20 protein-coding genes are annotated in these 26,949 nt (G+C 42.2%); 5 read left to right on the forward strand and 15 right to left on the reverse strand.

Annotated elements, in window-relative coordinates:
• Positions 1-17 precede the first annotated feature (17 nt).
• From JMX96_RS02615 to JMX96_RS02640, 6 genes are all read right to left on the reverse strand, one after another.
• Positions 18-1,091: a glycosyltransferase family 4 protein gene (locus JMX96_RS02615; protein WP_201567118.1), complete on the reverse strand. Its 1,074-nt coding sequence runs from the start codon at positions 1,089-1,091 to the stop codon at positions 18-20.
• Positions 1,092-1,262: 171 nt separating this feature from the next.
• Positions 1,263-2,372, reverse strand: coding sequence for a glycosyltransferase family 4 protein (locus JMX96_RS02620; protein ID WP_201567119.1), 1,110 nt, complete (start codon positions 2,370-2,372; stop codon positions 1,263-1,265).
• Positions 2,373-2,485: 113 nt separating this feature from the next.
• Positions 2,486-4,300 (reverse strand): ABC transporter ATP-binding protein, encoded by a 1,815-nt coding sequence (locus JMX96_RS02625; protein WP_201567120.1) that lies wholly within the window; start codon positions 4,298-4,300, stop codon positions 2,486-2,488.
• Between the two features lie 46 nt (positions 4,301-4,346).
• Positions 4,347-6,356, reverse strand: coding sequence for a polysaccharide biosynthesis protein (locus tag JMX96_RS02630; RefSeq protein WP_201567122.1), 2,010 nt, complete (start codon positions 6,354-6,356; stop codon positions 4,347-4,349).
• A gap of 58 nt (positions 6,357-6,414) precedes the next feature.
• Complete coding sequence (locus JMX96_RS02635) at positions 6,415-8,676, reverse strand: polysaccharide biosynthesis tyrosine autokinase (RefSeq protein WP_227676863.1); 2,262 nt, start codon at positions 8,674-8,676, stop codon at positions 6,415-6,417.
• A gap of 196 nt (positions 8,677-8,872) precedes the next feature.
• The gene (locus JMX96_RS02640; RefSeq protein WP_227676864.1) at positions 8,873-9,919 is read right to left on the reverse strand and encodes a polysaccharide biosynthesis/export family protein; all 1,047 of its coding nucleotides are present in this window, start codon (positions 9,917-9,919) and stop codon (positions 8,873-8,875) included.
• A 629-nt stretch (positions 9,920-10,548) separates the two neighbouring features.
• Between JMX96_RS02640 and rluB the strand changes: the two genes are divergently transcribed.
• A complete protein-coding gene (gene rluB, locus JMX96_RS02645) occupies positions 10,549-11,475 on the forward strand; it encodes a 23S rRNA pseudouridine(2605) synthase RluB (RefSeq protein ID WP_101206234.1) in 927 nt (308 codons plus the stop codon).
• Between the two features lie 155 nt (positions 11,476-11,630).
• Here rluB and JMX96_RS02650 read toward each other — a convergent pair whose 3' ends face one another.
• From JMX96_RS02650 to JMX96_RS02660, 3 genes are all read right to left on the reverse strand, one after another.
• Positions 11,631-12,182: a hypothetical protein gene (locus JMX96_RS02650; RefSeq protein ID WP_201567128.1), complete on the reverse strand. Its 552-nt coding sequence runs from the start codon at positions 12,180-12,182 to the stop codon at positions 11,631-11,633.
• A gap of 33 nt (positions 12,183-12,215) precedes the next feature.
• Positions 12,216-12,890, reverse strand: coding sequence for a hypothetical protein (locus JMX96_RS02655; protein WP_201567130.1), 675 nt, complete (start codon positions 12,888-12,890; stop codon positions 12,216-12,218).
• A 175-nt stretch (positions 12,891-13,065) separates the two neighbouring features.
• Positions 13,066-13,788: a hypothetical protein gene (locus tag JMX96_RS02660; protein ID WP_201567251.1), complete on the reverse strand. Its 723-nt coding sequence runs from the start codon at positions 13,786-13,788 to the stop codon at positions 13,066-13,068.
• Between the two features lie 166 nt (positions 13,789-13,954).
• On the opposite strand from JMX96_RS02660, the gene JMX96_RS02665 reads away from it, so the two are divergent.
• Entirely contained in the window at positions 13,955-14,557 is a 603-nt protein-coding gene (locus JMX96_RS02665) for a LysE/ArgO family amino acid transporter (protein WP_101206238.1), read from the forward strand.
• A 149-nt stretch (positions 14,558-14,706) separates the two neighbouring features.
• Here JMX96_RS02665 and JMX96_RS02670 read toward each other — a convergent pair whose 3' ends face one another.
• The 3 genes from JMX96_RS02670 to JMX96_RS02680 form a co-directional block, all read right to left on the reverse strand.
• Positions 14,707-15,348, reverse strand: coding sequence for a MarC family protein (locus JMX96_RS02670; protein ID WP_201567132.1), 642 nt, complete (start codon positions 15,346-15,348; stop codon positions 14,707-14,709).
• A gap of 302 nt (positions 15,349-15,650) precedes the next feature.
• Positions 15,651-16,511: a carboxylating nicotinate-nucleotide diphosphorylase gene (gene nadC, locus JMX96_RS02675; RefSeq protein WP_201567134.1), complete on the reverse strand. Its 861-nt coding sequence runs from the start codon at positions 16,509-16,511 to the stop codon at positions 15,651-15,653.
• A gap of 160 nt (positions 16,512-16,671) precedes the next feature.
• On the reverse strand, positions 16,672-17,703 hold the full coding sequence (locus tag JMX96_RS02680; RefSeq protein WP_201567136.1) for an NUDIX hydrolase: 1,032 nt from the start codon (positions 17,701-17,703) through the stop codon (positions 16,672-16,674).
• 360 nt (positions 17,704-18,063) lie between these two features.
• On the opposite strand from JMX96_RS02680, the gene nadA reads away from it, so the two are divergent.
• The 3 genes from nadA (at position 18,064) to JMX96_RS02695 (ending at position 22,147) form a co-directional block, all read left to right on the forward strand.
• The gene (gene nadA, locus JMX96_RS02685; protein ID WP_201567138.1) at positions 18,064-19,203 is read left to right on the forward strand and encodes a quinolinate synthase NadA; all 1,140 of its coding nucleotides are present in this window, start codon (positions 18,064-18,066) and stop codon (positions 19,201-19,203) included.
• An 82-nt stretch (positions 19,204-19,285) separates the two neighbouring features.
• A complete protein-coding gene (gene nadB, locus JMX96_RS02690; RefSeq protein ID WP_201567252.1) occupies positions 19,286-21,154 on the forward strand; it encodes an L-aspartate oxidase in 1,869 nt (622 codons plus the stop codon).
• 99 nt (positions 21,155-21,253) lie between these two features.
• Positions 21,254-22,147, forward strand: a complete 894-nt coding sequence (locus JMX96_RS02695; protein ID WP_201567140.1) for a phosphatidate cytidylyltransferase — start codon at positions 21,254-21,256, stop codon at positions 22,145-22,147.
• A gap of 26 nt (positions 22,148-22,173) precedes the next feature.
• Here the strand turns inward: JMX96_RS02695 and JMX96_RS02700 are convergent, their stop codons facing one another.
• Genes JMX96_RS02700 through JMX96_RS02710 form a run of 3 tightly spaced genes read right to left on the reverse strand, consistent with a single transcriptional unit; the run spans position 22,174 to position 26,876 of the window.
• On the reverse strand, positions 22,174-23,001 hold the full coding sequence (locus JMX96_RS02700) for an SDR family NAD(P)-dependent oxidoreductase (RefSeq protein WP_201567142.1): 828 nt from the start codon (positions 22,999-23,001) through the stop codon (positions 22,174-22,176).
• The gene (locus tag JMX96_RS02705; protein ID WP_201567144.1) at positions 22,998-24,194 is read right to left on the reverse strand and encodes a patatin-like phospholipase family protein; all 1,197 of its coding nucleotides are present in this window, start codon (positions 24,192-24,194) and stop codon (positions 22,998-23,000) included. Before JMX96_RS02705 ends, JMX96_RS02700 begins: the two co-directional genes overlap by 4 nt.
• A gap of 3 nt (positions 24,195-24,197) precedes the next feature.
• Positions 24,198-26,876, reverse strand: a complete 2,679-nt coding sequence (locus JMX96_RS02710; RefSeq protein ID WP_201567146.1) for an alpha/beta fold hydrolase — start codon at positions 26,874-26,876, stop codon at positions 24,198-24,200.
• Positions 26,877-26,949: the final 73 nt, after the last annotated feature.

Here is a 26,949-nt window from a genome sequence, read left to right on the forward strand (position 1 = left end):
TTCTATTTATTCTATAATTAGTCACTCTTTTCTAATAGCTCAATCCACTGCCCTATTATTTCTTTAGGTTGATATTTTTTAGATTTCTCTTTTCCTCGTAAGCCAATTATTTTTCGATCTTCTTTACTATTCATCAATTCTATCAAGGCTGAAGCAAGCTCATCGATATTGTTTTTCGGTACTAAAATTGAACCTGTACCTTCTAATATTTCTGCAGGGCCTGTATCACAATCAAAACTAACAATAGGTAGTCCAAAAGCTAACGCCTCAAGCAGCACCATTGGAAAACCTTCAAAACGAGAGCTTAAACAAAATATTTCTGCTTCTTTATAGTATTTACTTACATCCGAAGTCTTACCCACCAAGCTCACTTTTTCAGTTAACTCATTCTCTTCAATAAATTTTGTGAGTTTGTTTCTTTCTTTGCCTTCGCCAACTATGACTAATTTCCAGTCTGGCATAAAGTCCCTTACCTGAACCCAAGCCTCAAGCAACATGTCGAAACCTTTCACCTGAATCAACCTACCTACTGCCAATACGGTTTTTGTATTTTCTCGCTTTATATAGTCTTGTGGTGGGAATGGACAAGCATTTTCTATTGCTAAGATTTGCGATTTATGATGCGTGCCGTCTAACCAATACTGTCTATCTCTTTCCGTTAAAGTCACTACTGAATCACAATATCGTGCTGCTAGTTGACGAGCGACTCTTCTACTTTTAACTCCTAAATCGTGATTAAAATTCAAGTGCTCCCAACATATATGCTTGACTGGTAAGCCAATGGTGGCAGGTATAGTAAATTGAGAGCATAACGTCTCTACTACTATCAATGCATCAATCTCCTCTTCTTTTAGTAGCTTCCTTAATTTATAAATAGTATTAGGAATACGGAGTAACCTATGGTCTGAAAAACTCATTAGAGAAACTAGTTTTATTTCTTTATTTATAGGAAAAAAAGGTTTATCTCCATAGGATATGCTAGCTAGTATTACTTCATACCCTACTTCAGATAAGCTATTCGCAAGCATACATCCTACTCGCTCAGTACCGCCCGAGCTATTGACACTACTAATTACTATTAGAACTTTCATGTCGCTCTCCTTATTATTTATTTCTAAAGGCTATAACATAAATGGATTTCATATAAGTAGCTTTTATGAATATGCGCAAACTAAATATTGATCATATCTCATACTATTACTGTTTATACTAAAACTATATTTGATAATTATTAACCGCCCAAAAATACTTGATTTCTTATCTTAATTAATATAACCATATAAAAAATAATTTTGTTTTTTTAAACCTTCCAATAAAAAAACCCACTGGTTTATTATTTCTTTAGGTTGATATTTTTCAGATTTACCCCTACTTTTTATGCCAATCATTTTTCGATCTTCTTTATGATTCATGAGCTTTATCAATGCTGAAGCCAGTTGCTTAGTATTATTTTTTGGCACTAAGAGAGAACCCGTACCTTTTAATATTTCTGCAGGGCCTGTATCACAATCAAAGCTAACAACAGGTAGTCCAAAAGCCAGCGTCTCAAGCAATACCATTGGAAAACCTTCAAAACGAGAGCTTAAGCAAAATATTTCCGCTTGTTCATAATATCTACTTATATGAGAGGTATTACCTACTAGGCACACGCTTTCTGTCAACTTGGCTCTTTCGATAAACCCTGTTATTTTATTTCTATCCTCTCCCTCCCCAACTATGACTAGCTTCCAATCAGGCATAGAGCTATTTACCTGCACCCAAGCCTCAAGTAACATGTCAAAGCCTTTTATTTGAGTCAACCCACCAACTGCCAATACGATTTTGGTGTTTTCTTTTTTGATATATGTCTGCGGTGGAAATGGGCAGGGGTTAGGTATTGCTACTATTTGAGACCTATGATGTGTGCCATCTAACCAGTACTGCTTATCTCTTTCTGTCAAAGTCACTACTGCATCACAATATCGAGCGGCTAATTGACGAGCTAACCTTCTAACAGGTTTTCCTAAGTCATTTTTAAAATTAAAATGCTCCCAGCAAACATGATTGACATTCAAACCCACTAGCGCAGGTACTGTAAATATGCATGAAATACTATCAACCACAACGAGCGTATCGATTTTTTGTTTTTTTACAAATTGCCGTAATTTATAAATTACTTGCAAAATCCTTTTTTTAAAAGACACACTCTTAGAGTATAAAAAGTGATTTTCTATATTATCATTTAGATTAAAAAAAGGATTGTCGCCTCCCACAAGGCTTAAAATTGAGATGTTATAACTTCTTTCGGCAAACCCATTCGCAATTAAACTGGTTACTCTTTCAGTACCGCCAGCGTGATTAAGATTACCTATAAGAAAGCATATATTTTTCATATTTTATCTCTCGAATAAATCCATATACTCTATTGCGTTTATTGTTAAAACTTCATAATCGTTATTTACCATAGAAAATAGTGATTTATGAAAATAATTTTTTATTATTGTAACTATGAATACATAGCCATTTTTTCGAACGTTGGGTTGCTATTTATCAACTGTTGATAAGTGCCTTGTTCAATCACTTTACCTTTTTCCATAAAATAAATAATATCGCAATTTTTTACTGTTTTTAGACGATGGGCTATCATTACGATGGTCTTCTGCCCACTTAGCTCTTGAATAGCGTCCATTATGACTTTTTCAGTAATACCGTCTAAGGCACTTGTTGCTTCATCAAACACCAATACATCAGCTTGATTGTATAAAGCTCTAGCTATGCCAATACGCTGTCGCTGTCCTCCAGATAGTTGTACGCCTCGTTCACCGACTTTAGTATTTAAACCTTCAGATAAGCTGTCTACTAAGAACTCTAAATGGGCAAGCTTAATTGCCTGTTTTACTCTTACTAAATCAATATCTTTACGACATATGCCAAAAGCGACGTTTTCAGCGATACTACCTTCACTCAAAAATATACTCTGCGGTACGAAACCTATGTATTGCTGCCAAGCCTGCTTATTTTTTTCATCAATAATTAAGTCATCAAGCATTAACTGTCCGGTAGTTGGTGCAATAAGACCTAGTAATAGATCGATAGCTGTAGATTTACCAGACCCCGACTCACCGACAAAACCAACTGTAGAATTGATAGGTATATTTAGATTTATATTATCCAATGCTGGCATTACTTTGTTAGGATAGGTGAAGCTAACCCTATTCAGTCGTATAGTCTCGATTTTTGCTAAATCAATTGTTTGACCGCTCGCAATATCTGAAGCAGCACCCTGCTCACTATCTACGGTCAATGATGCAAGCAAGTCTTCTTTTATAGAATCAAAAGCAGCCGTATTGCCTCTAATCGTAGCAACGCTATGGTATATTTGCTGCAAAGCAGGTAATAACTTAAAACCAGCAAGAGCATAAACGGTCAATATAGGTAATACTTGGCTCAAATTCCCTTCGCGTGTTGTCAACAAAACTAAAACTAGCCCAATCATTGCACCAAAAGCTAACAACTCCATTAAATATCTAGGTGCTTGGCTTAATGCTGTATTTACTCCTTGAGCATGCGCAAATAACTTTCCACTTGTCTCAAACTGATGTACAAAATCATGTCTACGATTGTAGAGTAGTACATCTTTGATCCCCCCAAAACCTTCATTCATTAAGCGAAACCGATCAGTTGAGGTAGTAGAAACGTACTCTCCATACAAGGCGATACGCTTACGAATCATTCTGTATATAATTACGTAACCGCTAGCAAACAATACAACCCCTACGGTTGCTATCAATGGGTTATAAATAAAGATACTAACTGAGATAAATACTGCTAATACTAGACGAGCATTCATCTGTATAAACGGTAAAATGATAAAGTTTGTTACTCTTAATGCCTCAGTTGCAATTTGCTTCGTCAATTGAGCACTGCTTCCACTAGCGTGGAACAACCAGTCTTTTTGCAAATAATAATGATACAAACGATCACTAATCTCTGTACCGACCGAATAAGCAAATAAAGACAAACGCCATGTCGTAATCATCGACAAAACAGACGCTAAACTAAGCATCAACAGTACAAATAGACCCGTTATAAACAAAAAATCTGTATGTGTACTCACACCGCTGGCTACATATATACGATTAAGAATTGCATTGGTTTCAAGCAGCTGCATATCAGCCACTAAGGCCATGAAAGGTCCTATAGAAGCAATTCCCAACAGCTCCATAAATGCCATGAACACCATCATGATCTGCAAAGACAAATAACGTCGTCGCTGGTCTACAGTTAACAGGGCAAACAATTCTTTGGCTAATCGCAGCATACTTTTAACCACTCTATTAGTTTACTTACCTCAATTTTTTATTCTATTAACTCACTACGTCCATCAGTTCTATATCTATCTTTTCGACATCAGCTTCATCGCCTTCTCGGTAGCCTTCAACGAAGGTCCTAAATTGTGCTTTCAACCATTCAGTATCGTGCCGCTTTGATCTTTCAATAAACTCAAACAAGATAGCTTCGATATCTTCCAATGGAAAACTATGTTCCATTGCTTGCATAATGAGTGGATGAAACGTGGTCTCTATGTTGTCGGCACCAATGATTAACTCTTCATAGAGCTTTTCACCTGGCCTCAATCCCGTAAATACAATTTCGATATCACCATTAGGATTGCTCGCATCTTTTAGCTCACACCCTGTCAGACGAATCATACGTTTTGCAAGATCCACAATTTTGACGGGTGCACCCATATCAAGTACAAATACTTCACCACCGAACGCCATGGCCCCTGCTTGAATAACCAAACTGGCCGCTTCTGGTATGGTCATAAAGTAGCGTGTGATGTCTGGATGGGTGATGGTAATCGGACCACCCTGCTCAATTTGTTTGGTGAAAAGTGGTACCACAGACCCTGATGAACCCAAGACATTACCGAAACGCACCATACTAAAACATGTATGACTATTGCTTTGGCTCAATCCTTGGCAGACAAGTTCAGCCAAGCGTTTAGATGCACCCATGACATTGGTCGGTCGCACTGCTTTGTCAGTAGAGATCAATACAAACGTATCAACGTGAGCCTTTATCGCAGCACAGGCACAATGGTAGGTGCCTTTAGTATTGTTGATTGTGCCTTCAAATGGATTGGACTCGACAATCGGTACATGTTTGTATGCTGCAGCGTGATAAATCGTTTTTATATGGTATTTTTCGAATATATTTATTAATTTTTTTTCGTTAGCCACGCTTCCAATGATGCTGACAATCTCAGTATCTTGATATTCAATACTACTAATGACATTACTAGCGACAAGGCTTCTAAGTTCCTGATCGATTGTATACAAAGCATATTCAGACTGCTCGTATAACACCAAACATGCAGGTTTATTTTTCATAATTTGTCTACACAGCTCACTACCAATAGAACCACCTGCCCCTGTTACGAGTACGTTTTTACCCGCAATGTTTTTTTGGAGGAGCTCAGCAACTGGCTCTACAGTCTCTCTTTCAAGCACATCTAATATATCAACCGGACGTATATGGCTGACTGTTACGATCTCATCAGCAAGCTCTCGTAAGCTCGGTAAATCTTTTAATTTGACAGAAACACCTGACAGGCTATCCATAATCTGTTTTTTACGACCACGGCTCATAGAAGGCATTGCCAAAATCACTTGCGCGACATTTAATTTTTCTATTAACCAAGGTAGCGCATGAGCGGCATATATTTTTTTACCATGTAGATAAGCCCCTATCAGCTGCGGATCATCATCGATATATGCCACTACATTGTATTTATGAGAATGTCTCAAGCTCTCTAATAGTTCTCTACCAGCCGATCCTGCGCCATAAATAATCACGTTATCGCAGCAATTATCTAGGCTACTTTGGATGTCTGGTTTCTGTAATCGATTCAGCAACCCGCGAATCATTAGCCGACTGTTCCATAACCAAATAAAGAATAAGAACAAAAATATAATTGGCGCTGAGCGCGGCATCGTTGACACTGGGTTCACATAAATGATGAACTGATAAACGATAATAAGTAATAAAAATAACTGTAATACTCGACCCATCGCCGCATCGAAAAACCCTCTAGAGGCGCCTCTATAAAAGCCAATCAGATATAAGCTAACAACAGGTATCAATGCATAAAAAGCCAACACCATAGGACCAATTTGATCATCGACATAATCCTGACGCAATGCCAATGCCGCTACCAAGCAAAGGACAGCAACCGAAAAATCGATACCAAATAAGATAGAGCATTTAGCAAAGCGTGGTAAGGCTAATAAAAACAGCGTCATACGCTTCGACCATCGATTGAGGTCACTTGGCGTTTGATAAGCATTGTTAGACTCTGTTTTTATAAACATAAGATCCACCTACTTAAGTTATGACGCTCGTTTGCCATGGACAATGAACATTAGCTAACTACGAATTGTGTCCATAAGCATAATGGTAGTGATAGCTGTACCTGTTCAAAATACTTTGCTGTATGTCATTTAAGATGATGCCATCGACTTGTACGTTTGCTTTACTCATCTGTTTGATGGCATAGACCAACTGACCTTCTACTGAATGATCAAATTTGGTGACGATCAGTACTTTGTCTGCGTGCTGTGCCAGCACCATAGCATCTGATGCAGCCAAAATAGGTGGCGCATCGATAACGATATAGTCGTACTTCGTTTTGAGCGCTGCCATCAAATGATTGAACCTCTCTCCTATCAATAACGAAGTCGGATTATGCGATGGTCGTCCCCGCGATATAAGGTTAATATTTTCCATACCAGTCGGTTGAATAAAGCTTTCAAGGTTTAACTTAGCCATATCAATATCTAATCGAGGCTCATCGGCTGATAAAGAGCTATCTTTATCTTGCAGTAAATAATCTGTGAGGCCACTGTCTGGATTCATACCAAACATTTTATGCAGCTCACCTAAACGCATATCTCCATCGATAATCAGCACTTTTTTGTCAAGCTGTGCAAATACCTCAGATAAATTGGCCGTAATAAAAGATTTACCGACACCTGGGCTTTCTCCAGTGATTAATATCGTCTGAGCAGACTTTTCATCTGCCGCCTTCGTCGTCTTACCAAATAAAAGGTTTGTCCGTAAATTTTTAATTGCTTCATAGCTCAAGCCGTTGTGATCAACATGAGCAAGCATCCGACCAGTATTTTTCTTGTTCCTACCTAGCTTAGATATCGAGGTCGAACGTGGAATCGTTGCAATGACAGGAATTCCCGTTTTAGATTCTAGATGCTCTGGGTCCTTTACGACATTTCTAATTAAGTTTCTGATTAAAACCAGCATCACCCCAAGTACAGTACCTACGAGTAGCGCCAGCAGCATAATTTGGAATTTGTTTGGTGCAATGGCATCGAAGGTACTGGTCGGTCTATCTAGAATACGGGCATAACCAACCTGACCAGCTCTAACGATTTTCAGTTGTTCATAATTTTTGAGCAGCGTGAGGTAAATCTCTCTATTAATGGCTGTATCTTCTGATAGCTTTAAGAACTCTCGCTGTATTTCAGGCAGTCCTGCAACGGTGCTACCTATCGCTCCTATTCGACTGTTGAGGACTTTTAGTTGCTCATTGATCTGGATAACGAGTGGGTGTTCATTGGTATAGTAAGTCGTTAAATCTGCTCTCTTTAATTTGAGATCATTGAGCTGCTCATCGATTCGAGACTTTTCATTTAGTAATAGCTCAGCCTCTTTACCTACATCGATGGTGCCGTGCTTTTTACGAAACTCATTGAACTGAGCTTCAGAGGTGTCTAATTTTTCTTTTAATGCTGGAATCTGCGTTTCCATGAAAGCCAATGTTTTGGTGGTTTCTTCTGTACCCCGGGATTGGTTTTGATCGATATAAGACTGGACTATCTGATCAAGTATGGTCGTGATTTGCTGTTGGTTTGTGCCTGTCATCGACAGCTGAATAATATTGGTTTTATCGCCTTTTTCTTCCACAGACAATGCGCTGTTAATCGCATCTGTCGTGGTCTTTAAGGTCTGCTTAGTGATGCCAATAGGATAACCGTCTGTAGGTAGCTCAGTCACTGTAATATTAATCTCACCGTTTACCCCATTAAACTGATGCGGCTGACCCAATTGTCCTTTGAAATCATCTAGTCCATTGCTCAAGACAAATCCTGTTTCAGACTGTGATAGCGTAAAATATTGGTTTAAATACGCTGGTGACACATCGAACTGATTGATTTGTACGATCCCGTTTTTTGTGCTCAAAGACACACCATCATTTGTGTTCAACTGAGTATTAATGCGGTCGTTTGTTATTTTATCGAGATAGCCAATATTAGGATCGGTCAGTTTGATGTCTAGATGTAGCATATCGACGACTGGCTCTAGTATCATTCGAGACCGTATGAGCTCAGCTTCTGCCTCAGCCTTGCTTGCTTCTTCTCCGACCAACTCTGAGATGTTTGCCCCAAGCGCATCGACTCCTTGGGAGTTTTCTTCAATTTGGATCAGCGCATCAGACTTGAAAGTTGGATTAATATAGCGTGTATAGAAAAATCCTATTAAGAGTCCGACTGCTGCCATGAGCGCTATTACTTTCCAGCCACGCAACAAAACCAAAACCAGCGCCGTTAAGTCGATGTTGTCATTGTCGTTGTCACCCTTAGGTGTCGATAGGTTTTTTGAATCTATATTATTCATAACCATATACCCATTATTCAATGTTAATCACTTAATAGCTTCCGCTTAGCTTCAAGTCCCTAACTGCCCTTGACTGCAGTTAGATTGCTCTCTGCCTTATCGCACCTTATAAAATCTATCACTCTACTTCCTATTCTTATCTCTCAATTTCAGCATTAAAACTCAAAGCACATCCAGTATTTCCACTAGCTATCATTTATAACCCTGATATCACGTTGATGGCAGAGGTTGATGGTAGTATCGCGCTAATCACACGATTCCAGCGAGCCAAGCCTGTTGGATCTACATAAAGAATGTCATTGGCTTGCATGTCAAAGCGACTGGCTAATGCCAAGCTTGTGATGCTCTGCATGTCGACGTAATAGATATTGGTGTACTGGTACTGAGGGTTGTCGCGCACGATATATACTTTGGCTGCATTAGCCGTATTGGAATTTAGTCCATTTGACTCGCCCAATACATGCGCTAAGCTTAGCCCCTGTTCTGGAATTGCCACTGGCTCAATTTTGCCAAATTCACCCAATACGTAGACCTTATTGCGGCTTTGGCTATTGACGTGAATAGAGTCACCATCCCGCAGATAGATTTGATTGGCAGATAGCCCCATTTTATGTAGTGACTGCACTCCTAAGCGATAGCTGTTGCCCTGACGATTTAGCACAATGTTGTTTGAATCCCCAGTCTCGGTAGTACCACCTGCCATAGAGATAGCGCCATATACCGACACCGGCACATCAGCAATAGCAAACTCACCAGACTGCTTCACCGCCCCATCTACGAAAAACTTGCTGCCACGGTAATTGATGATTTTGACTTGAGGATCTGAGTACTTGAGATAGCGCTGCAGTTTGCTTTGCAACGTAGCGGTGAACTGCGGCACGCTCAGCCCACTGGCTTGAACTCTACCTATCAACGGAAACTGTATATACCCTTGTTGATCTACCGTTAAGCTAGCAGTTGACGCATTAATATCCGGATAATTGGTAAGGGTTATATTCAGCATGTCCCCTTTTGCAATGCCGTAATTGACGCGTCCAGAGGTTTTGATCAAATGAGAGAGATCTTGAGTAACAGTAGATGGCGCTGTACGCGGTAAAGTTGCCAGACTTAAAGACTGAATATGAAATTGAAGACCGTTTTCTGCAGTAAAAGTGCCAGATTCAGGAAGATTTCCTGACTGAAGTCCTGAGTTGATCGTACAGCCACTAAACAACCCAATTAGAAATAAGCAAAATATGCTCATTACCAAGAAGCGTCTGTGTACAAAAATGAAATATTTATTAACCATAACAGTTACTCATATTTATATTTGTGAATCAAACCAAAGAACCTCACCACAGCATTTATATTCGTAAAAAAGAATATATTTAACAAATATACACCTAAACTATATTCAGTGCAATACATATAGTCTGTCATAAAATAATTAAGTGACTATTTTGCAACTTCTCATCCAGCCCTTTGTTTACGGATAATTACGAAAATTGATATCAACTTTCAAATTGCTGAGCGATAAAAAAACGGAAGGGAAAACAGCTTTGTAATCAATAAATTTTTTATTTTTAATTTGAAAAATTTCAATTTAATGAAGGATTGTTTCGATTGCATTTATGATTGGAAATATGCTTTTAATGCCGAAGTAGTGTAATTGTTTGTATCTATGTATTAACTTATATAGTTAGTCATTGAGAGTCTTCGAGTCTATATTTCGTATGCGACTAATAAACTTTTATTGATTAGCACCTTGTTTGTTTATGCATTAATAACCAGTAAGGTATTGGTTTACGTGCTAAATTTGTTAAAATAGCGTAGAATAGTCAATCCAATTTTTTACATTGAGAAATGTAAACCCACCGACTCAAGGATATTATGATGAAAGACGAAAAATTACAGAAAGCACTCGCCCGTATGGGACTTGGTTCACGCCGTCAAATGGAAGAAGTCATCAAATCTGGCCGCGTAACGGTTAACAATGGTCCTGCGACCATCGGTGATCGCGTCTCGCAAGGTGATGAGATTCGCGTTGATGGCCGTCAAATTAAATACACTTCTGAAAACGAGAAGCGTCGCCGTGTTATCGCTTACTACAAACCTGAAGGCGAAGTTTGCTCGGCTAAAGATCCAGAAGGTCGCCCAACTGTCTTTGAACGTTTGCCAAAGCTGACTCATGACCGCTGGGTAATGGTTGGACGTTTGGACATTAACTCAACTGGCCTATTGTTATTTACTAATGATGGCGAAATGGCGCATCGCTTGATGCATCCATCTGGTGAAGTCACTCGTGAATATGCGGTACGTGTATTGGGTGAAGTAACGCCTGATATCGCTCGTGCATTGACCGCTGGCGTCATGCTAGAAGATGGTCTCGCAAAATTTGAAGACATCAAAGAAGGCGGCGGCGAAGGCGTCAACAAGTGGTATCACGTCCAGCTAAAAGAAGGCCGTAACCGCGAAGTACGTCGTCTGTTTGAGTCACAAGGTCTAAAAGTTAGTCGTCTACTACGTACGCGTTATGGCACGATTGTTCTACCAAAAGAGCTACGTACTGGTCGTTTCTTAGAGCTTGATAAAAAAGAAATCAACACGTTGACGGATTTGGTCAGCTTACGCCCACGTTATGGCACGGGTCTACATGGCGCAGCCAAAGAAAAACAAGAACGTATCAGAAACAAGCCGCTTAAAGCGCGTCGCACTGACACTCGTAGCGATAACCGCAACAGCAGCGCGAAACCTAAAAGTAGTGCTAGCCCTGCCAGTCGCGGTACACGTAATACCCGTGATCGCAATGATAAGCGCTAGTTAAATTGGTTTAACATTATTCTAAGTCTTAAATAGATTTGGGATAAACATAAAAAAGCGGTCAATGATGAATAGTCATTGACCGCTTTTTTTGTGTCTTTTTGCAGGCCTCAAAGTTTGCAGGCGTCACAGTTTCTCAGTATAGATATAACGACTCAGCTATCGTGGCTATTGATATAATGCTTCATGATACGCAGCTCTTGTAGCTGCGCCTCGTCTATTTGCGCCAGTAGTTTATCTAAACGCTGTTCGATGTTATCTAAAACACTCTGCAATAACTTACTAGCCTCTAACCTCTTTTCGCTATTCTCATTAGTGACGTTTATATTTGTTAATTGGTAATGAGTAGCTAGCATTTCGGGTAACCGTGTTTGCAACATTTTATTTAATACAAACTGTGCTTCTGTTATCGCTGGTGTCTTATGTTGAGCATGTAGGGCTGCTTGATAAGCGTGATAGCTGCTTACTTTCTCATCGATACGTTTTAACTGGCGTAGTTGCTGCTCAGGCAAGTTTTTTAAGTGCTGTTTATTTAACGTTAGCTGCTGCAAGCGTAATGTGGCTAATGACAAGGGCGCATCGTAATCCTGATAAGTGAGTACGCCAGGTGAGATACCGACGGCTTTATGAAAAGCCTGCCAGCCTTTTCTACCTAGATAAAAGGTAGTGACGGTCGTTACAATGCCGATGCCTATTAAGATACTCATATACGCTTGCTCTTTACCCTTTCAACTTTGTATTTATAGCTTAATATCTTTAGCGCTCACATTTTCACCAGTTGGGCTTTCAATCGCTTGGATATTTACATCACTACTAACATTACCAATGGTATTGCTATCGGGCTTTTGAAGCTCTGTGTTGCTAGTAGGATTGTCAAAACGTTTTTGGAGATAGCGATTGGTTGCAAGTAGTTTTTGACCGTCTTGATGATATGACGCGTTGAGCAGGTCATCGAACTGTGTGTTAATTGTCTTAAGCACATCTAATAAGGCTTCTTTACCAGTGACATTAGAATGTTTAATCTTGGTAGTGTCAGCAAGCGCACTATCCGTCACATCTAAATCGTGCAAGCGGCGATAATCAGCGACGGCTTGTGGCACGTGCCTATCCATTAAGTTTTGAATCATAATATAAGTTTCATTGACGGTATCCTTATCATCAATCTTGCCATCATTATTGGTATCGCCATACATGACACGCAACTTTTCACCCTTTGTATTAATTTGATCAAGAGCAGTCTTAACGTCGACGGGTAGGCTTTTTTCAGGTATATAACCCAGTTGCGGCATTGCCTTATATTCGAGCATTTTGGGTGCTGTGACTTTTTTAATGCCACGATAACCTAGATATAACCCAGCCGCTGGCAACAGCCCATACAAAACAAACATTACGAACATTGCAGTCATTTGGGTCATTATATTGTCCTTATTACTTATCAGAATGTCGTGGCTGATTTTTTATGGTTGTTATTATTAAACAAAAAAATAAGGCTCTATTAAAGCCCTATATTGTTATGCATTGGGTCGATTGTGTTTTTTGATAATACTTAACCTTTGCAAGTGTACGAGAGAAAGTGTCATCAAAGAAAATTTAACTTTGCGTACGGCTCTTAACATAACGGTGGGTTGAGGCAAGGCGGTTCAAAACTGTCTGATGCAATTCATCCAATAATTCATCAAGCTCATAGTCAATCTCTAAAAACAAATCTGTCAGCATATCACCAGCAGTCATCTTGCCCTGCACCATATTATTTTTGGTGCGATGCGGACTAAAGCGTTGTAGCTGCTCATAATGATGCAATGCCTCAGGGATACTTTCGGACACCAATTTATCGATGACGAACTGACGCTCGTTATGCTGTTGCTGTTCGTTCAGCTCACTACTCCACTCACGGTAACGCTTTAGCTTACCGTTGATACGGTCTAGTATCGCAACGGCTTCAATAGGCATGGCATTTAGGGTGGCCTCATCAACCACATCAACAAGCTCAGTCATAATCGGACAACGTCCATGTTTGAGATACCACAAGGTATCTGGGTCAAAAGGCGGTCTATTGGTTGGGCGCATTTGAGCACGATTACTCAGATAGCGATCGGTCAAAGGCGTGGATGATTGGCTATCACTCACTTGTGCCAACGCATCACATATGCGGTTTACACGTTCAGGCGGAGTCAGTGTAGAACGCTCATGTACTGCGTGATTGCTATCACTCTTGGCAGCAGCATCCTGTTCATGATTGACGCTCATCTCCTGAGCATTCTTTGCTGCCAATGTCGGTAGGTCATCTTGAGCTTGCCCAAATGACTGTAGCATTCTTGTCAAACTGACTACCATGACTTGCTCTGCCCCTCGTCTATTACACTCACATTGTGCGCATATTGCATACATTCATTCAATAGCGTATCTTAGCAGGTTTTTGCTGGCCTGCCAGTAAGCAAAATGTCACCATTCCTACACGCCAACCGTTAAGCACCGTATTATGAATGCTCCCGATTATATTTCTGGTTTCCTACTTGGGTTATCTCTCATCATTGCTATTGGCTCTCAAAACGCCTTTGTACTCAAACAAGGTCTCAAACGCGAGCACATATTTTTTGTTTGCTTGTTTTGTGCGGTGAGCGATGCGTTTTTAATTTCAGCAGGCGTTGGTGGTTTTGGTGCAGTTACGGCCCGCTATCCTCACGTTATAGATATCGCAAAAATAGCAGGCGTTATATTTTTATTAGGATATGGCTTACAGAGTTTGTATGCCAGCGTACGTGTGTCACATGCTTTGACTGTCGAAGGACAAGTCGTCACGAGTTTGAAAAAAGCCTTGTTACTATGTTTTGGCTTTACTTGGTTAAACCCGCACGTCTATCTAGACACATTGGTACTCGTCGGCATGGTCTCTACGGGTGCAAGTAGTAAATTGACGTTTGCCGCAGGTGCAATTAGCGCTTCGTTCTTTTTCTTCTTTGCACTTGGGTATGGTGCGCGATTACTCAGGCCTCTATTTGAGAAGCCTAAGGCATGGAACATACTGGATGCTTTGGTGGGGTTGTTAATGCTGTATCTGGCTTGGCATTTGTATCAAAGCTGATAGAAATATAACTAGGAAATGATAGATAAGCTGAGTGTTGAATAAACTGAATATTAAGTAAATGACGTATTGGATAATACTGAATCAGGTCGATATCCGCTAACCACTGTATAAATATATATGGTTAGCGGTAATATTGTATTGATCATTTACACCAAGCTAGGAAAGAGCGTACGCAGACCATTAACGATAATCTCGATAGAAACGGCGGCCAATAGCATACCCATGATTCGGCTCATGATGTTCAAGCCAGTATCGCCTAGTAAGCGACTGATACGACCTGCCGCCATCAATGCCAAATAGCAAAACAGACTGATAAATAAGCCAGCAATCAGAATGGCAGATACCTGCAAAATACCTGATACTTGTGAAGAGTAAATAATAACCGTTGAGATACCACCAGGCCCAATCATCATCGGAATCGCGAGGGGAACCACGGCAGCTGCCATTGAGACTGGTGCATCTTTCACATGATCAACATCGAAGTTCTCTTGATCAGGTTTAACAGGGTTACCCTCTCCATTCATCATATTTAGGGCAATTAAAAACACCAATATACCGCCTGCCAACTGGAACGAGCCGATAGAAATACCAAGGGTTTTTAGTAGCGTTTCACCTGCAATCGTAAAAAAGCTGATAGTGATAAAAATGGTCAGACAAGCAACGCGCGCGACCTTACGTCGATTGTTCATCGAATAGCCGCGAGTCAAATCTAAAAATAACGTCAATGCGCTAAATGGATTGATCAATACCATAAAGGCTAGGATTATCTTGATAATTTCAGTATTCACTGAGCGCTCGCTTGTCTATTGATACCGCTTGTGCAAAAAGATAAGGTCATCGTGCGAGTGCAACGATGACCCAATAGGCAACTAAAAATAGCATTGTAGCATAGGCAGATAAGCTAATAAAATCATTAACTTTGCGCCGTTACGCCTATATGTCACCTTAGTAAAGCTTCAGTGTAAAAACAAACATTTAACAGATGATCAGTACAAGCTATCAGTATAAATTACCATTTTACTAACTCTGTGATAACACTAGTCATAAAATATAGCATATGTAGTGCTACTAGCCTTTGTTACGTCTTTACTTATGCACTAAAATCTAACCCAATATCTAAGGCTGTCGTACTGTGCGTCAAATAACCCATCGCGATAAAATCAACCCTTGTACTTGCAGCCGCTTGTACCGTTTCGGGCGTAATACCACCTGAGGCTTCAGTCTTTGCGCGCCCCTTACACATAGCAACCGCTTGCGACAATGTTTCAGGCGACATGTTATCTAATAGCACTAAACTCACACCTGCATCGAGCGCTTGCTCTAATTGCTCTATCGTATCGACTTCGACCTCAATAGGAATCAGATGCCCAGCAAATTTCTGTGCTTGCTGAATGGCCGTTTTGATGTCACCCGCAATGGCGATATGGTTGTCTTTAATTAAAATCGCATCATCCAGTCCTAAGCGATGATTGCGTCCGCCGCCGCAGCGTACGGCGTATTTTTGTACGATACGTAAGCCTGGTATGGTCTTCCGCGTACAAGTAATTTGCGCCGGATATTGGGCCACACTATCGACAATTTGACGGGTCGCTGTCGCAATACCGCTGAGATGGGTCATAAAGTTCAGAGCCGTGCGTTCTGCTGTCAACAAGTGACGCGCGTTACCTTTTACGGTCGCTAACACTGCGCCAGCCTCTACTGTTTCGCCATCCTGCACTTGTGCAATAAACTCAATTTGTGCATCGACTAGCGCAAAAGACAAACGTGCCAAGTCTATACCGCATATCACACCTGCTTGCCGTGCCTTGATCTGTAGCTGCGCTTGCATATCGGCTGGGATAGTAGCTTGTGAGGTTACATCACCACGCCTACCCAAATCTTCAGTTAGTGCATTCTCAACCAATGGTTTAAGCAATACAACATCCAATGCTGGCTCTTTTCCAATTGTCATCTTTGACCCTTATCTAGGCATGATATTGATAGAAACTACTCGTTATTTAAACTCAAAATGAGCATAAATATAGCGTAAAGTTAGCGGCCCTGCAAGGAAAGGTGACAAATTTTTTGTTTTACAAACCGATTTAGAGATACAACGGACTGGCTTGAAATGACTATTTACGCTTAGGAAGTTTACTGTCCATCAATAAACTCTGTAATTCAATATCATGACGGAAGCGATATAACTTGGCAGGACGACCGCGCTGAGCAGTGCTACTCTCTCCTGTCTCCATTACTAGATTTTGCGAGTCAAGCAATCGACGGAAGTTTTGCTTGTGCAAACGCACGCCTGATAGTGCTTCAACACTCTGCTGCAACTGCGATAAGGTAAAGACGTCTGGCATCAGACCAAAAATAAGCGGTCTATATTCAATCTTCGCGCGCAGTCTTGAGATAGCAGTAGCGATTACGCGACGGTGATCGTAATACATGGGTACACCTATGCGTTGTGACCAGTCTTCTGGCAAAGCAACAGCCTGATAATTGGGCGGATAATTAGGGGCTTCGGGTATCAGACCTGCTTCATAAAGCATCTCATAGCGTAGTAATACATGCTCTGCAATCCATTCTCTACTTTCATGATCGTGTTCGTTGACGGATTGACTGTCAGTGAGTTTGCCACTTGCTAAAAACGCTTCGTCCAGCCCCCAACATAATCCAATGCGCTGACGCCTGCGCTGTTGGACAATCGAGTCGTTGACAGTATTGGCCCATTCAAGTAGCGCAGGCACGATAAAGTCCATAATAATACTAGGCATACCGTCCAGATGATTTTCCCACGGGAAATAGTCGTACCAATCTCGCCAGAGTGCTTTGCTTTGGAGTGCCTGCGTTTGCGTCTCTTGCACCAAACCCAAATAACTCACATACACCAACGCATGACCGTCGATGTTACGTCTATTGGTATCGACAAAGGTATATAACTGCTCCAAATATCCAAGCGGTTGCTGCGTTTGCTCCTCTACCCACTGACGTACTCCCGCTTGTAGAGAGCGATGTAGCGGCATAAGTGGCCCATTTGGCAATAGCTTGCCTTGGTCAACGGTTAGAACGCGCGCGATATGATCTGTGATAGCGACCAATACGGCGACCACTTCTGTCGTGCCGCTACCTTGCTGGTGCGCATGTGAATAAGACAACGTCATGGCTTTGGGAATGATCCTTTTTCTCTGAAATGTGAAAGGCTATTGGGGTTAATAGCTATGGTATGGCTTAGTATAGCTTGAATCTAAAACTATCATAGTCTGTGGTTGTAAGTATGAAGAATCAATATCGATAAATAGTTATAAAGGGCATGAATTAGCACTATTTTTAAGCTTAGTACGGCTTAATTGCACATCACTTTTAGCAATAAGACCTAATATTTTGACTTATTAAATATAAAAAACCACTTGTAATTATGCTCAAAATGAGCATAATTAAAACAACTTATAAATTTGTTATACCTAATTACCTATTTTTTAGCTCATACATTTATCGTTATCGCACCAACAAAGGCTGCCATTATGAAAAAATATCCTTACGACGCACCTATCATGAGTACGGACAATCGCATCGCCACTCAGATGAACATTGAATACGCCAAGGCTAAAATGCCAGCAGACTTGCCTCGCGCTGAACGCATCGTAGTCGAAGAAAATATCAAGAAGCTACTAAAAGAGAATAATGCCGTACTGGTAGCACACTACTATGTCGACCCTTTTATCCAAGACTTGGCATTGGCAACCGGTGGCTGCGTCGGTGACTCACTTGAAATGGCTCGGTTTGGACAAGCTCATAGCGCTCAGACTTTGGTTGTCGCTGGTGTGCGCTTCATGGGTGAATCGGCAAAAATATTGAGCATGGAAAAGACCGTCCTCATGCCAGATTTAGAAGCCGAATGCTCGCTCGATTTAGGCTGTCCTGCTGACGAGTTTTCAGCATTTTGTGATGCCCATCCTGAGCGTACTGTTGTCGTCTACGCCAATACCAGCGCCGCAGTAAAAGCGAGAGCTGATTGGGTAGTGACCTCATCTGTCGGTATCGACATCGTTCGTCATTTACATGCCCAAGGTGAGCCGATTATTTGGGGACCTGACCGTCATTTGGGTAAATATATCGCTCGTGAGACTGGCGCAGACATGTTGCTCTGGCAAGGGTCTTGTTTGGTACATAACGAATTTAAAGCCACTGAACTCCTGCAACTGAAAGAGGAACACCCAGAGGCCAAAGTCTTGGTACATCCTGAGTCACCTGATAGCGTGGTGGCACTCGCTGATGTGGTCGGCTCGACTAGCAAGCTTTTGCAATCAACGTATGAGATGGATGCTGATACCTTTATCGTCGCTACTGATTTGGGTATATTGCACGAGATGCAAAAACGCTCACCAAACAAGCGATTCTTGGCCGCACCAACTGCTGGTGAAAGCGCGAGTTGTAAGAGCTGTGCGTTTTGTCCTTGGATGGCGATGAACGGCCTAAAAGGTATCGAGCAATGCTTGACCAATAACAGCGGTGAGGTACTAATGACGCCTGAGCTTGCCACCGCCGCTAGAAAACCCTTACAACGTATGCTTGATTTTGCTGAAACACAAAAGCAACGTGTGGCCGCCAGTGGCGATATCGTCCAAGACCGTGCATTGTTTGCCAATGTTGGGGCAGCCTAGCATGAGTCAGCCGCACTCAGCCAATCAAACCCGCACCATCATTCCTGATAACCGTATTCCTGATAACTATAGGAGTAGTCGCATGAGCCATATTGTCAAAACTGACGTCCTTATTATTGGTGCTGGACTGGCAGGCTTGAGTACAGCGTTATCGCTACCGAAGTCACTGAATATCACGGTTTTGAGCAAAGCGGCGCTTGAGGTTTGCTCAAGTCATTATGCCCAAGGCGGTATTGCTGCCAGCTTAGACAAAGATGACTCTGTGTCTGATCATGTTGCTGATACCTTGGTGGCTGGTGCAGGGCTTTGCACACCTGACAATACTGCCAGTATTTTGGGTGCAGGACAACAAGCGGTTCAATGGCTATGTACGCAAGGTGTCCCTTTTACGCAGAACTCACCTATCGCCTTGAATAATGCAAACGCACAGGACTTCTCTCAGTTACAGACCAGCGATTTGCATTTAACAAAAGAAGGTGGTCACGGCTGTAGACGCGTGGCACATGCAGACGATGCGACGGGTCGACACGTGATGGACGCTTTGACCATCAAAGCGCAAGCTGCTACCAATATCACTATCTTGCCTTATCATGAAGCGCTTAAGTTACTGACAATTCCTGCGATTGGTTTTCAATATCTTGGCGATACAGATGCTAAGCATTGCCGAGGGGCGCTTGTTTTTGATCATATCAATGAACGTCAGCTTACCTTTTATAGTCGTGCAGTGGTACTGGCTAGTGGTGGATTGGGTCAATTATTCAAGCGTGCCAGCGCGCCGAACGTCTGCGTCGGTGATGGCGTGATGATGGCATGGCAAGCAGGCTGTCGCTTGGCAAACTTAGAGTTCATTCAGTTTCATCCAACAGGCTTAGCGCTAGATGACAGCAGCTTTTTGATATCTGAAGCATTGCGCGGTGAAGGGGGACGGTTGTATTGTCCGCAAACTGGTGTCCGCTTTATGTTGGACGTGGACGCCCGTGCTGAATTGGCACCGCGCGATATCGTCGCCCGGGCGATAGCCGCGCAGATTGATAACAATGGGCTTGGCTACGTGCATCTTGATGTCAGTCACTTGCCTGCTGACTTTGTAAAAGCGCATTTCCCGCAGATTTACCAAACACTCTTAACGCTTGGGATTGATATCACGACAGATCCTATTCCAGTCGCCCCGACTGCGCATTATAGTTGTGGCGGTGTGGTGACTGATGCCAATGGATTGACGGACGTCCCAAGACTTTATGCGGCTGGTGAAGTCGCTTATACAGGGCTACATGGGGCGAACCGCTTAGCAAGTAATTCGCTGTTAGAGTGTGTGGTGGTTGGTCGCAATATTGCAGCCCACCTGCCTCAGTATTTAGAACGTTTAGAAGAGATCGATAATGACGTTTATAGTGGCGTAACTCAATCAGCGATTGAGTTTTGGTCAGCGCCAATTCTTACAAATACGCAGCCTATAATCTTACCTGCCTTTATACTTGCAGAACCCAAGCGTGATAATACCAACAAACGATTCAGCACTGATATTAATCTGGCAAAAACTGATGTCGTAAAAATAATATCAGAACTAAAAACACTCATGACGGCCAATATGGGTATTACCCGTAGCGCCAGTCAATTAGAGCAAGCACTAACTCAAATACAAAAGTGGCAAGACTGGCTCACAGATGCTGATTTTGATCAATCCGATGTAAGTAATAAGCGCAGCCCTACTACTGTCAGCGGACTTGCATACTTTCAATTAGCTAGGCAGCTTGAATTAGCGACTTTAATTATTCAGTCTGCTTATCAGCGTTTTGAAAGTCGTGGTGGGCATTATCGCCTTGATTATCCAAATCTAGCGGCTACTCCGCGGACGAGTGTGGTTGAGCCGCTAAAAAAATTCACACTTGAGTCATTCATTAATATTACAGAAGAAGAGAGAATGCGCGTGCCTATTATAGAAAGCACTTAAGTCTACTAAAATCAGTATCTAACTCTATAGTTAAAGAGGTATTTAAGCTATCATTACAGATAGGCTCTAAATATCCTCTACTATTTGAGTGTTAAAGGTATGGCTGCTGACATTTTGTTTGTGATTGCCCTGATGATGGTTGTCAGTTTGGTTTGGGGCGCACTTGCCATCCCTTATCTACGCAAACGTTTACCGAAGATATACTTAATTGCGCGCTCTTGGTGGCTAATGTTAGCAACGCTATGCACGTGTTATGTGATTGCAAAGATAGCGAACAACAATCAAAACTCAAATTATCAAGCGCATCCCTATCAATGGCTGATTGTTTTATTCTTTATCTTAATCGGTTTACGCGGTGGCTATGAGATCAAACGCCTGTGGTGTCTGCGTAGTAGAGAAACCCTTATTCAAAAACTCCGAGCACGCGGTTTGCAGCCAGACTCTCTACGCTGTCCTAATTCCTCCTTGGACGCTACGCAAAACTATACGCGGCTTAACTTTTTAGATCTGCTATTCAGCGTTGTCTTTACCTCCCTAATAATTAGCCTGATCGCTTTACAGCAATTGACCTGGCAACGCGAACAACATGGCATTTTACTCTTCGTATTATTTGCCAGTCAGTTTAATGATATTGCCCAATATCTATGCGGGCGACTGCTTGGACGTAAGCTGTTTAAACGAGGTCTAGCGCCGACTATTAGTCCGAATAAAAGCATTGAAGGTGCTATCTTTGGTAGTTTAGTTGCGGCAATGTTGGCAGCAGTATTAGGTTTTTGGCTCACTCCTTTTGATTGGTGGGTCTGTCTATTAGCTGCCTATGGCTTGGCTGTGAGCGGTATCTTGGGAGATTTATTAGAATCAGCGTTTAAACGCCAACACAGGGTGAAAGACACCGGAACGATGCTTGCTGGTCATGGTGGGGTCTTAGATCGGATAGACAGTTTGCTGATTGGAGTGCCAGTATTTACCCTACTGTACTGGTTACTTGGTTAAACCTAGTCAAAGTATTGGTAGACATACTATCTGGCTTTATCTAGTTTACTGCGCAATAGCCAATTGAGCACAGGCTTTGGTAAATGATTTAAGGCACTCGTGATATAGCGCATCGAACGTGGAAATATGGCTAGTTCTACATCATCGTCAATCGCTTGCATAATATGATCAACCGCTGCTTGCGTGCTCATGATAAATGGCTTATGGCTAGCATCGCCATCATTTAAATCACGTAACGCTTGAGTATCAATATAGCCTGAAGCAATACAGTTTACTTGGATGTTATAAGGCGTAAGTGCTGCTCGATAAGCGCTAGCCGTAGCAATCATCGCGCGTTTGCTTTTGGCATAAAGGCTGGCATAAGGATAATCCATCGTGCCAGCGATAGAGGCAATACAAATGAGGCTAGGTCTCTCACTTCCAGTCACATCTAACGCCTGATGTGATTGTTTTAATTGCTGCTTTAACTGACTGCTTGCCCATCTAAAAACCTGCTCAAATGCCTGTAAATTAATCGCTAGCATTTGGTCGCTATCTGCTTGATTTAGGTGATGGATACGCTCATTGGTATAGCTACCAGCACTATAGATCAGTCTTTGAAATGGAATACCTGACAAATTGTCTAATAACGTTCGCGTTTGACTTGGGTCAGTTAAATCACACACATAAGTCACAATAGCAGGATGCTGGCTGTTGATATCGGCTATCTTTGCTGCGCTACTTCCGACAACGCTTACTTGCCAGCCAAGCATCTGATGATGCAACGCCAAAGCTAAGCCAATGCCACTTGTCCCACCAACGATAATAATATGCGGCGTATAGGTTTCGGCGATATCTTCTAGGAGAGTCTTCATAATTTATGTTGCTGTATATAGTCGACCGTACGCTGATAGCCATATTGCCATTGCGCCTGCATTTGCTGCACAAAACCGTCATAGTCGCTATGTATTAGCTCAACGGTCATTTGCTTTAGGTTAAAACGCTTTTGCACATTTTGCCCTCTCAGTTGCTGCTCGTTATCTGCAAAGGGTAACCAATGTAGCTGACGGTTTTTATTAGTGGTGTCAGTGCGAGGCGACACGCTGATTGGTTGATAACCGTGTACTGCGGCCAAACGCTCGTTGGGATCAAAACCAAAGACGCGCTGAATCGCGGGAGCAGCCAGCCATGGGTCATAACCTGCCTTGGTTTCTGCAAATACGCTGTCACCCAACTGACAGGCTAGCTCAATCGGTGTCAAATTGATCACACCTCCCAAGCACCAGCCAAGCTCTGTGATATGTGTTGGCGGTAGATAGTACATGTCAGCCATAGACGCACGAATCACTGGGGCAAAATCCCATTGCGTCTGCACCTTTACAGAAGGGTGTATGCGTCGGTTTGCAAATGCGTGCGCAGGTGATGTCATTTGCCCGTCGTCCAGACCTGATGCGAAATTTGGCAAATTTGCTAAGCACGGGGGCGTAAATAACAACTCTTGCAGTACAAGTTTTTCATTATATAAGCCATCAGCAGGTGCTTGATACAATCGACTGGCAATGATGGCTATTTCTGGTGTTGCTTTATCAGTATTGCTAATATCATTATTACTAGTAGCAAACTGCGACAGTTCATCTAGCCAGTACTGCTCGTTATCGATACGAAACATCGCCAACTGCTGTAGCTCATTTAACAGTCGCTCGTAGCTGTCTGCTTGACGTTGTCCTTGTCCATTATCCCTTTGCTTTGATAACCGCCAACGTTTGAGTGCATGTGTCATATAGCACAGCTTTAGACGTTTATTGGCTTCATCTGGCGCGACATGTCTGATGGCAGTGATGACACGATATAACTCACGGCTGCACATCAATGCTTGCAAATCTTTAGGGTCAGGCGCAAGGTGTACTAAGTAGGCAGACAAACTACCACCGCAAGTACCAACGATAATGTCTGGCGTCAAATCATGCGCTGCTAGGGCTGCATAGCTACCCAAATAATAACCAAAACGTGAGCCTCCGCCTGAGAAAAGCTGAACACGCTCATAAGGTTTAACCAGCTGATTATTCATCTATCACTCATCATCAGCTGGTACAGTTTTAATCGCTAATGACACGGTAAATATCCCAAAGCGATCGATACGCATCGTGACTTTCTTAAAGCCTGCCCGCTCAACCAATTGATCCATTTCCGCTTGCGAACGGCAACGCATCACCCAACTACTGCCACGGTGATTGTTTAGTGTTTTACTGATAAATTCCTGTTCAGGGTGCCACGGTTGATTGGTATAAATCAGATAACCGCCCGATTTTAAACTGTCATAAATACCTGCCAAAGCCGTCGCTGGTAGCGCATTATCAGAGAATAATTCAAATAACCCAGAAGCAATAGCAAGATCTGCTTTTTTAGTATCGGTGCTAGTGTCATTCGTATGTGCATTGATATAACTGGCAGGATCAAAGGCGTCCTTTTGACTGGTCATTACTCGATTGCTCATGGCTAAACGCTCCGCCTTTGCGTGCAATGCTTGAATATTATGCATTTCATAATCACGCAACTCAGCCTGCAAATCTACAAATTCTGTTAATAGATCAAACGCATAAAAACCATGTCCACTAGCGATATCTAACAGTTTTGGTTGGTATGATTTATTGCTGCTTTGGTTTTTATCTTCGATATCTGCAAGTGCTAAACGTGCCAACTCCAATATATGCTCACGGCGAATACGAATACCTTGCCAGCCGATATTGTTTAAATAAAACTTATCGACTGCCTGTCCAAACTTATTCTGACCGCTGGGCTTGTTGTAATAGACATGATCCAGCGAGTGACCTGAATCAAATCCATGTTCAAGTCCTGTAGCAATCGCATCGCTGACATGACCAAACTTCTGCATCGCAAAACGGGTAATCGCAAAGTTTGGATTGAATGGTTTAATCGCCAAACGATCCACCTTATCTTTACTGGCACTGTTTAAGTGAGCGGTACTTAGATCAGGGGCTTGGACTGGTGCGCTAAATACTTGCTCAGCAAACTCAATACAGTCGGCAAATACATCGGCTTTATTGGTCTCATGAAAGATTGCATGATAGCTGTCTGGATACAACTGCCAGCGTTTGATCGGTGTGTTAATCGCTTCATAAAATGCGCGCTCAGCCTGTTTATCGACCACATAATCCTTGCCCGCACACAAGACAAACGTCGGTACGGTGATAGCACCAGCATCATCGAGTAGACGCTGACCCGTTGCATGAGTGTCAATGAGCAAGTCGGTCGAGATACTATTCGATATCAATGGATCGGCATTATAGGCTTGTTGCGCGTCTTTATCATGAGTCAGTACTTGTGCTTTGACATAGCTGCTGACACGGGACATCAGACCTAGCGTACGCGCCACCTTCAACGACGGTATGGCAAAGGGCAAATACAAGCGAATACTGAGCGCAGGCGTGCCAAGTATCATCCCGCGAATATTTGGCGCATAATCATGTACCCATGCTGCTGCCAATACCGCGCCGATACTGCTAGCGACAATCAATGTATCTTCAATAGCAATGCCTGTTTGCCCAATCACCAGTTGTACAAAACCTTCTAAATCTCGCTCAAGCTCGGTGACGCTCTCTGCATGATCTTTTATACCACCTGAGCGCCCATTGCCGCGCGCATCCCAAGCAAATACTTGATAGCCAGCTGTTGCAAACTGCTCTCCCAGTTCTGCCAATCGTCCCGAATGCTCGTGCCCTCGATGCAATAAGATAACTTGGCGCAACGGTTGGTTGGCTTGCTTAATATCTTCTAAAGCCCTCGTTAGCCAATAGCGATAATAAATAGCCGTGCCATCATAAGCGTTATAACAGCTTTCACCATTGATGATTTTAGATGCGGGCAATTCAAAACCAACACTGGCCTGTTCTTCGAATTTTTGACTATCAACGGTTGTGGTTGGCATTTCTTTGAACTCCAATGGGCGAGCGTTATCAGTAGAAGTATTTGGCAAAACAACAGTAAGAGATAGTGAGTTGTTTGTTGACTCACCCAGTACGGATCGCAGCTCAGGTGGGTTACGCCTCAAGTATAACTCTGTCATATAACGTAGTCGATTGAGACAAGTCTTTAATAACATCATCTCTGTTAATATAAAGAATTGACCCATTCTGATAGCAGGCGAAGAAGACTTCGTCTTAATACCTGCTGGCGCTTTATCTCTAATACCCATAAACGCACCAAGCACACCTAATAAGAAGGCACGATCGCTTTTGCCCAAAGGCCCTTGGTTAGCACGAACACCTAACATGGTATTACTAGTAACGCCTAACAGCTCGGTGCCAATACTAAGGGCGATCAGAGCAGTGATATGATGCTGAGAAGTTGATATATTCGTTGGTAAGTTGGCTGTTAAATTTTGCCATTCTTTATTATTGATATGAGGGGTCAGGCTCGCTAATAGCGCCGTATCGGCAACCATATCACCTACCTCGTTTAACACAGCTCCTAGCGTTGATGCCTGTCCATGCTCACGCGCCATCATGCCATCGATGGCATTGAGTGCCATACGTACAAACAATGATGAAGGCAATAAAAGCCACAGCCGCTGCTGTTCAGCCGCTGGTTTGGCAATGATATAGGCAGTACCAATACTTAATAAAACAGCGGATACCGTCACTTGGTTAGCGGTAATATTTTGCTCAACCAGCGTATTGCTTATCGGGCGTAGTTGATTTTGAAACTGAGTTTTGAGCTGATATAGCGACATGAGTCTAGCCAAATGTTTTCAGTACTTTAATGTAGCAACAAAAGTTTGTAAGGTAAAGAATTACAAAGCGCTC

This window comes from Psychrobacter sp. JCM 18900 (genome assembly GCF_904846625.1).
In the GTDB taxonomy this organism is placed as follows: domain Bacteria; phylum Pseudomonadota; class Gammaproteobacteria; order Pseudomonadales; family Moraxellaceae; genus Psychrobacter.

Bases quoted from the DNA above. Each gene is read 5' to 3' on its own strand.
- nadC (WP_201567134.1), bottom strand. From the start codon at position 16,511: ATGACAATTGGAAAAGAGCCAGCATTGGATGTTGTATTGCTTAAACCA.
- JMX96_RS02665 (WP_101206238.1), top strand. From the start codon at position 13,955: ATGAATGCTCCCGATTATATTTCTGGTTTCCTACTTGGGTTATCTCTC.
- JMX96_RS02615 (WP_201567118.1), bottom strand. From the start codon at position 1,091: ATGAAAGTTCTAATAGTAATTAGTAGTGTCAATAGCTCGGGCGGTACT.
- JMX96_RS02650 (WP_201567128.1), bottom strand. From the start codon at position 12,182: ATGAGTATCTTAATAGGCATCGGCATTGTAACGACCGTCACTACCTTT.
- JMX96_RS02625 (WP_201567120.1), bottom strand. From the start codon at position 4,300: ATGCTGCGATTAGCCAAAGAATTGTTTGCCCTGTTAACTGTAGACCAG.
- JMX96_RS02635 (WP_227676863.1), bottom strand. From the start codon at position 8,676: ATGAATAATATAGATTCAAAAAACCTATCGACACCTAAGGGTGACAAC.
- JMX96_RS02660 (WP_201567251.1), bottom strand. From the start codon at position 13,788: ATGCTACAGTCATTTGGGCAAGCTCAAGATGACCTACCGACATTGGCA.
- JMX96_RS02630 (WP_201567122.1), bottom strand. From the start codon at position 6,356: ATGTTTATAAAAACAGAGTCTAACAATGCTTATCAAACGCCAAGTGAC.
- JMX96_RS02620 (WP_201567119.1), bottom strand. From the start codon at position 2,372: ATGAAAAATATATGCTTTCTTATAGGTAATCTTAATCACGCTGGCGGT.
- nadA (WP_201567138.1), top strand. From the start codon at position 18,064: ATGAAAAAATATCCTTACGACGCACCTATCATGAGTACGGACAATCGC.
- JMX96_RS02705 (WP_201567144.1), bottom strand. From the start codon at position 24,194: ATGAATAATCAGCTGGTTAAACCTTATGAGCGTGTTCAGCTTTTCTCA.
- JMX96_RS02695 (WP_201567140.1), top strand. From the start codon at position 21,254: ATGGCTGCTGACATTTTGTTTGTGATTGCCCTGATGATGGTTGTCAGT.
- JMX96_RS02655 (WP_201567130.1), bottom strand. From the start codon at position 12,890: ATGACCCAAATGACTGCAATGTTCGTAATGTTTGTTTTGTATGGGCTG.
- JMX96_RS02680 (WP_201567136.1), bottom strand. From the start codon at position 17,703: ATGACGTTGTCTTATTCACATGCGCACCAGCAAGGTAGCGGCACGACA.
- rluB (WP_101206234.1), top strand. From the start codon at position 10,549: ATGAAAGACGAAAAATTACAGAAAGCACTCGCCCGTATGGGACTTGGT.
- JMX96_RS02640 (WP_227676864.1), bottom strand. From the start codon at position 9,919: ATGAGCATATTTTGCTTATTTCTAATTGGGTTGTTTAGTGGCTGTACG.
- nadB (WP_201567252.1), top strand. From the start codon at position 19,286: ATGAGCCATATTGTCAAAACTGACGTCCTTATTATTGGTGCTGGACTG.
- JMX96_RS02710 (WP_201567146.1), bottom strand. From the start codon at position 26,876: ATGTCGCTATATCAGCTCAAAACTCAGTTTCAAAATCAACTACGCCCG.
- JMX96_RS02700 (WP_201567142.1), bottom strand. From the start codon at position 23,001: ATGAAGACTCTCCTAGAAGATATCGCCGAAACCTATACGCCGCATATT.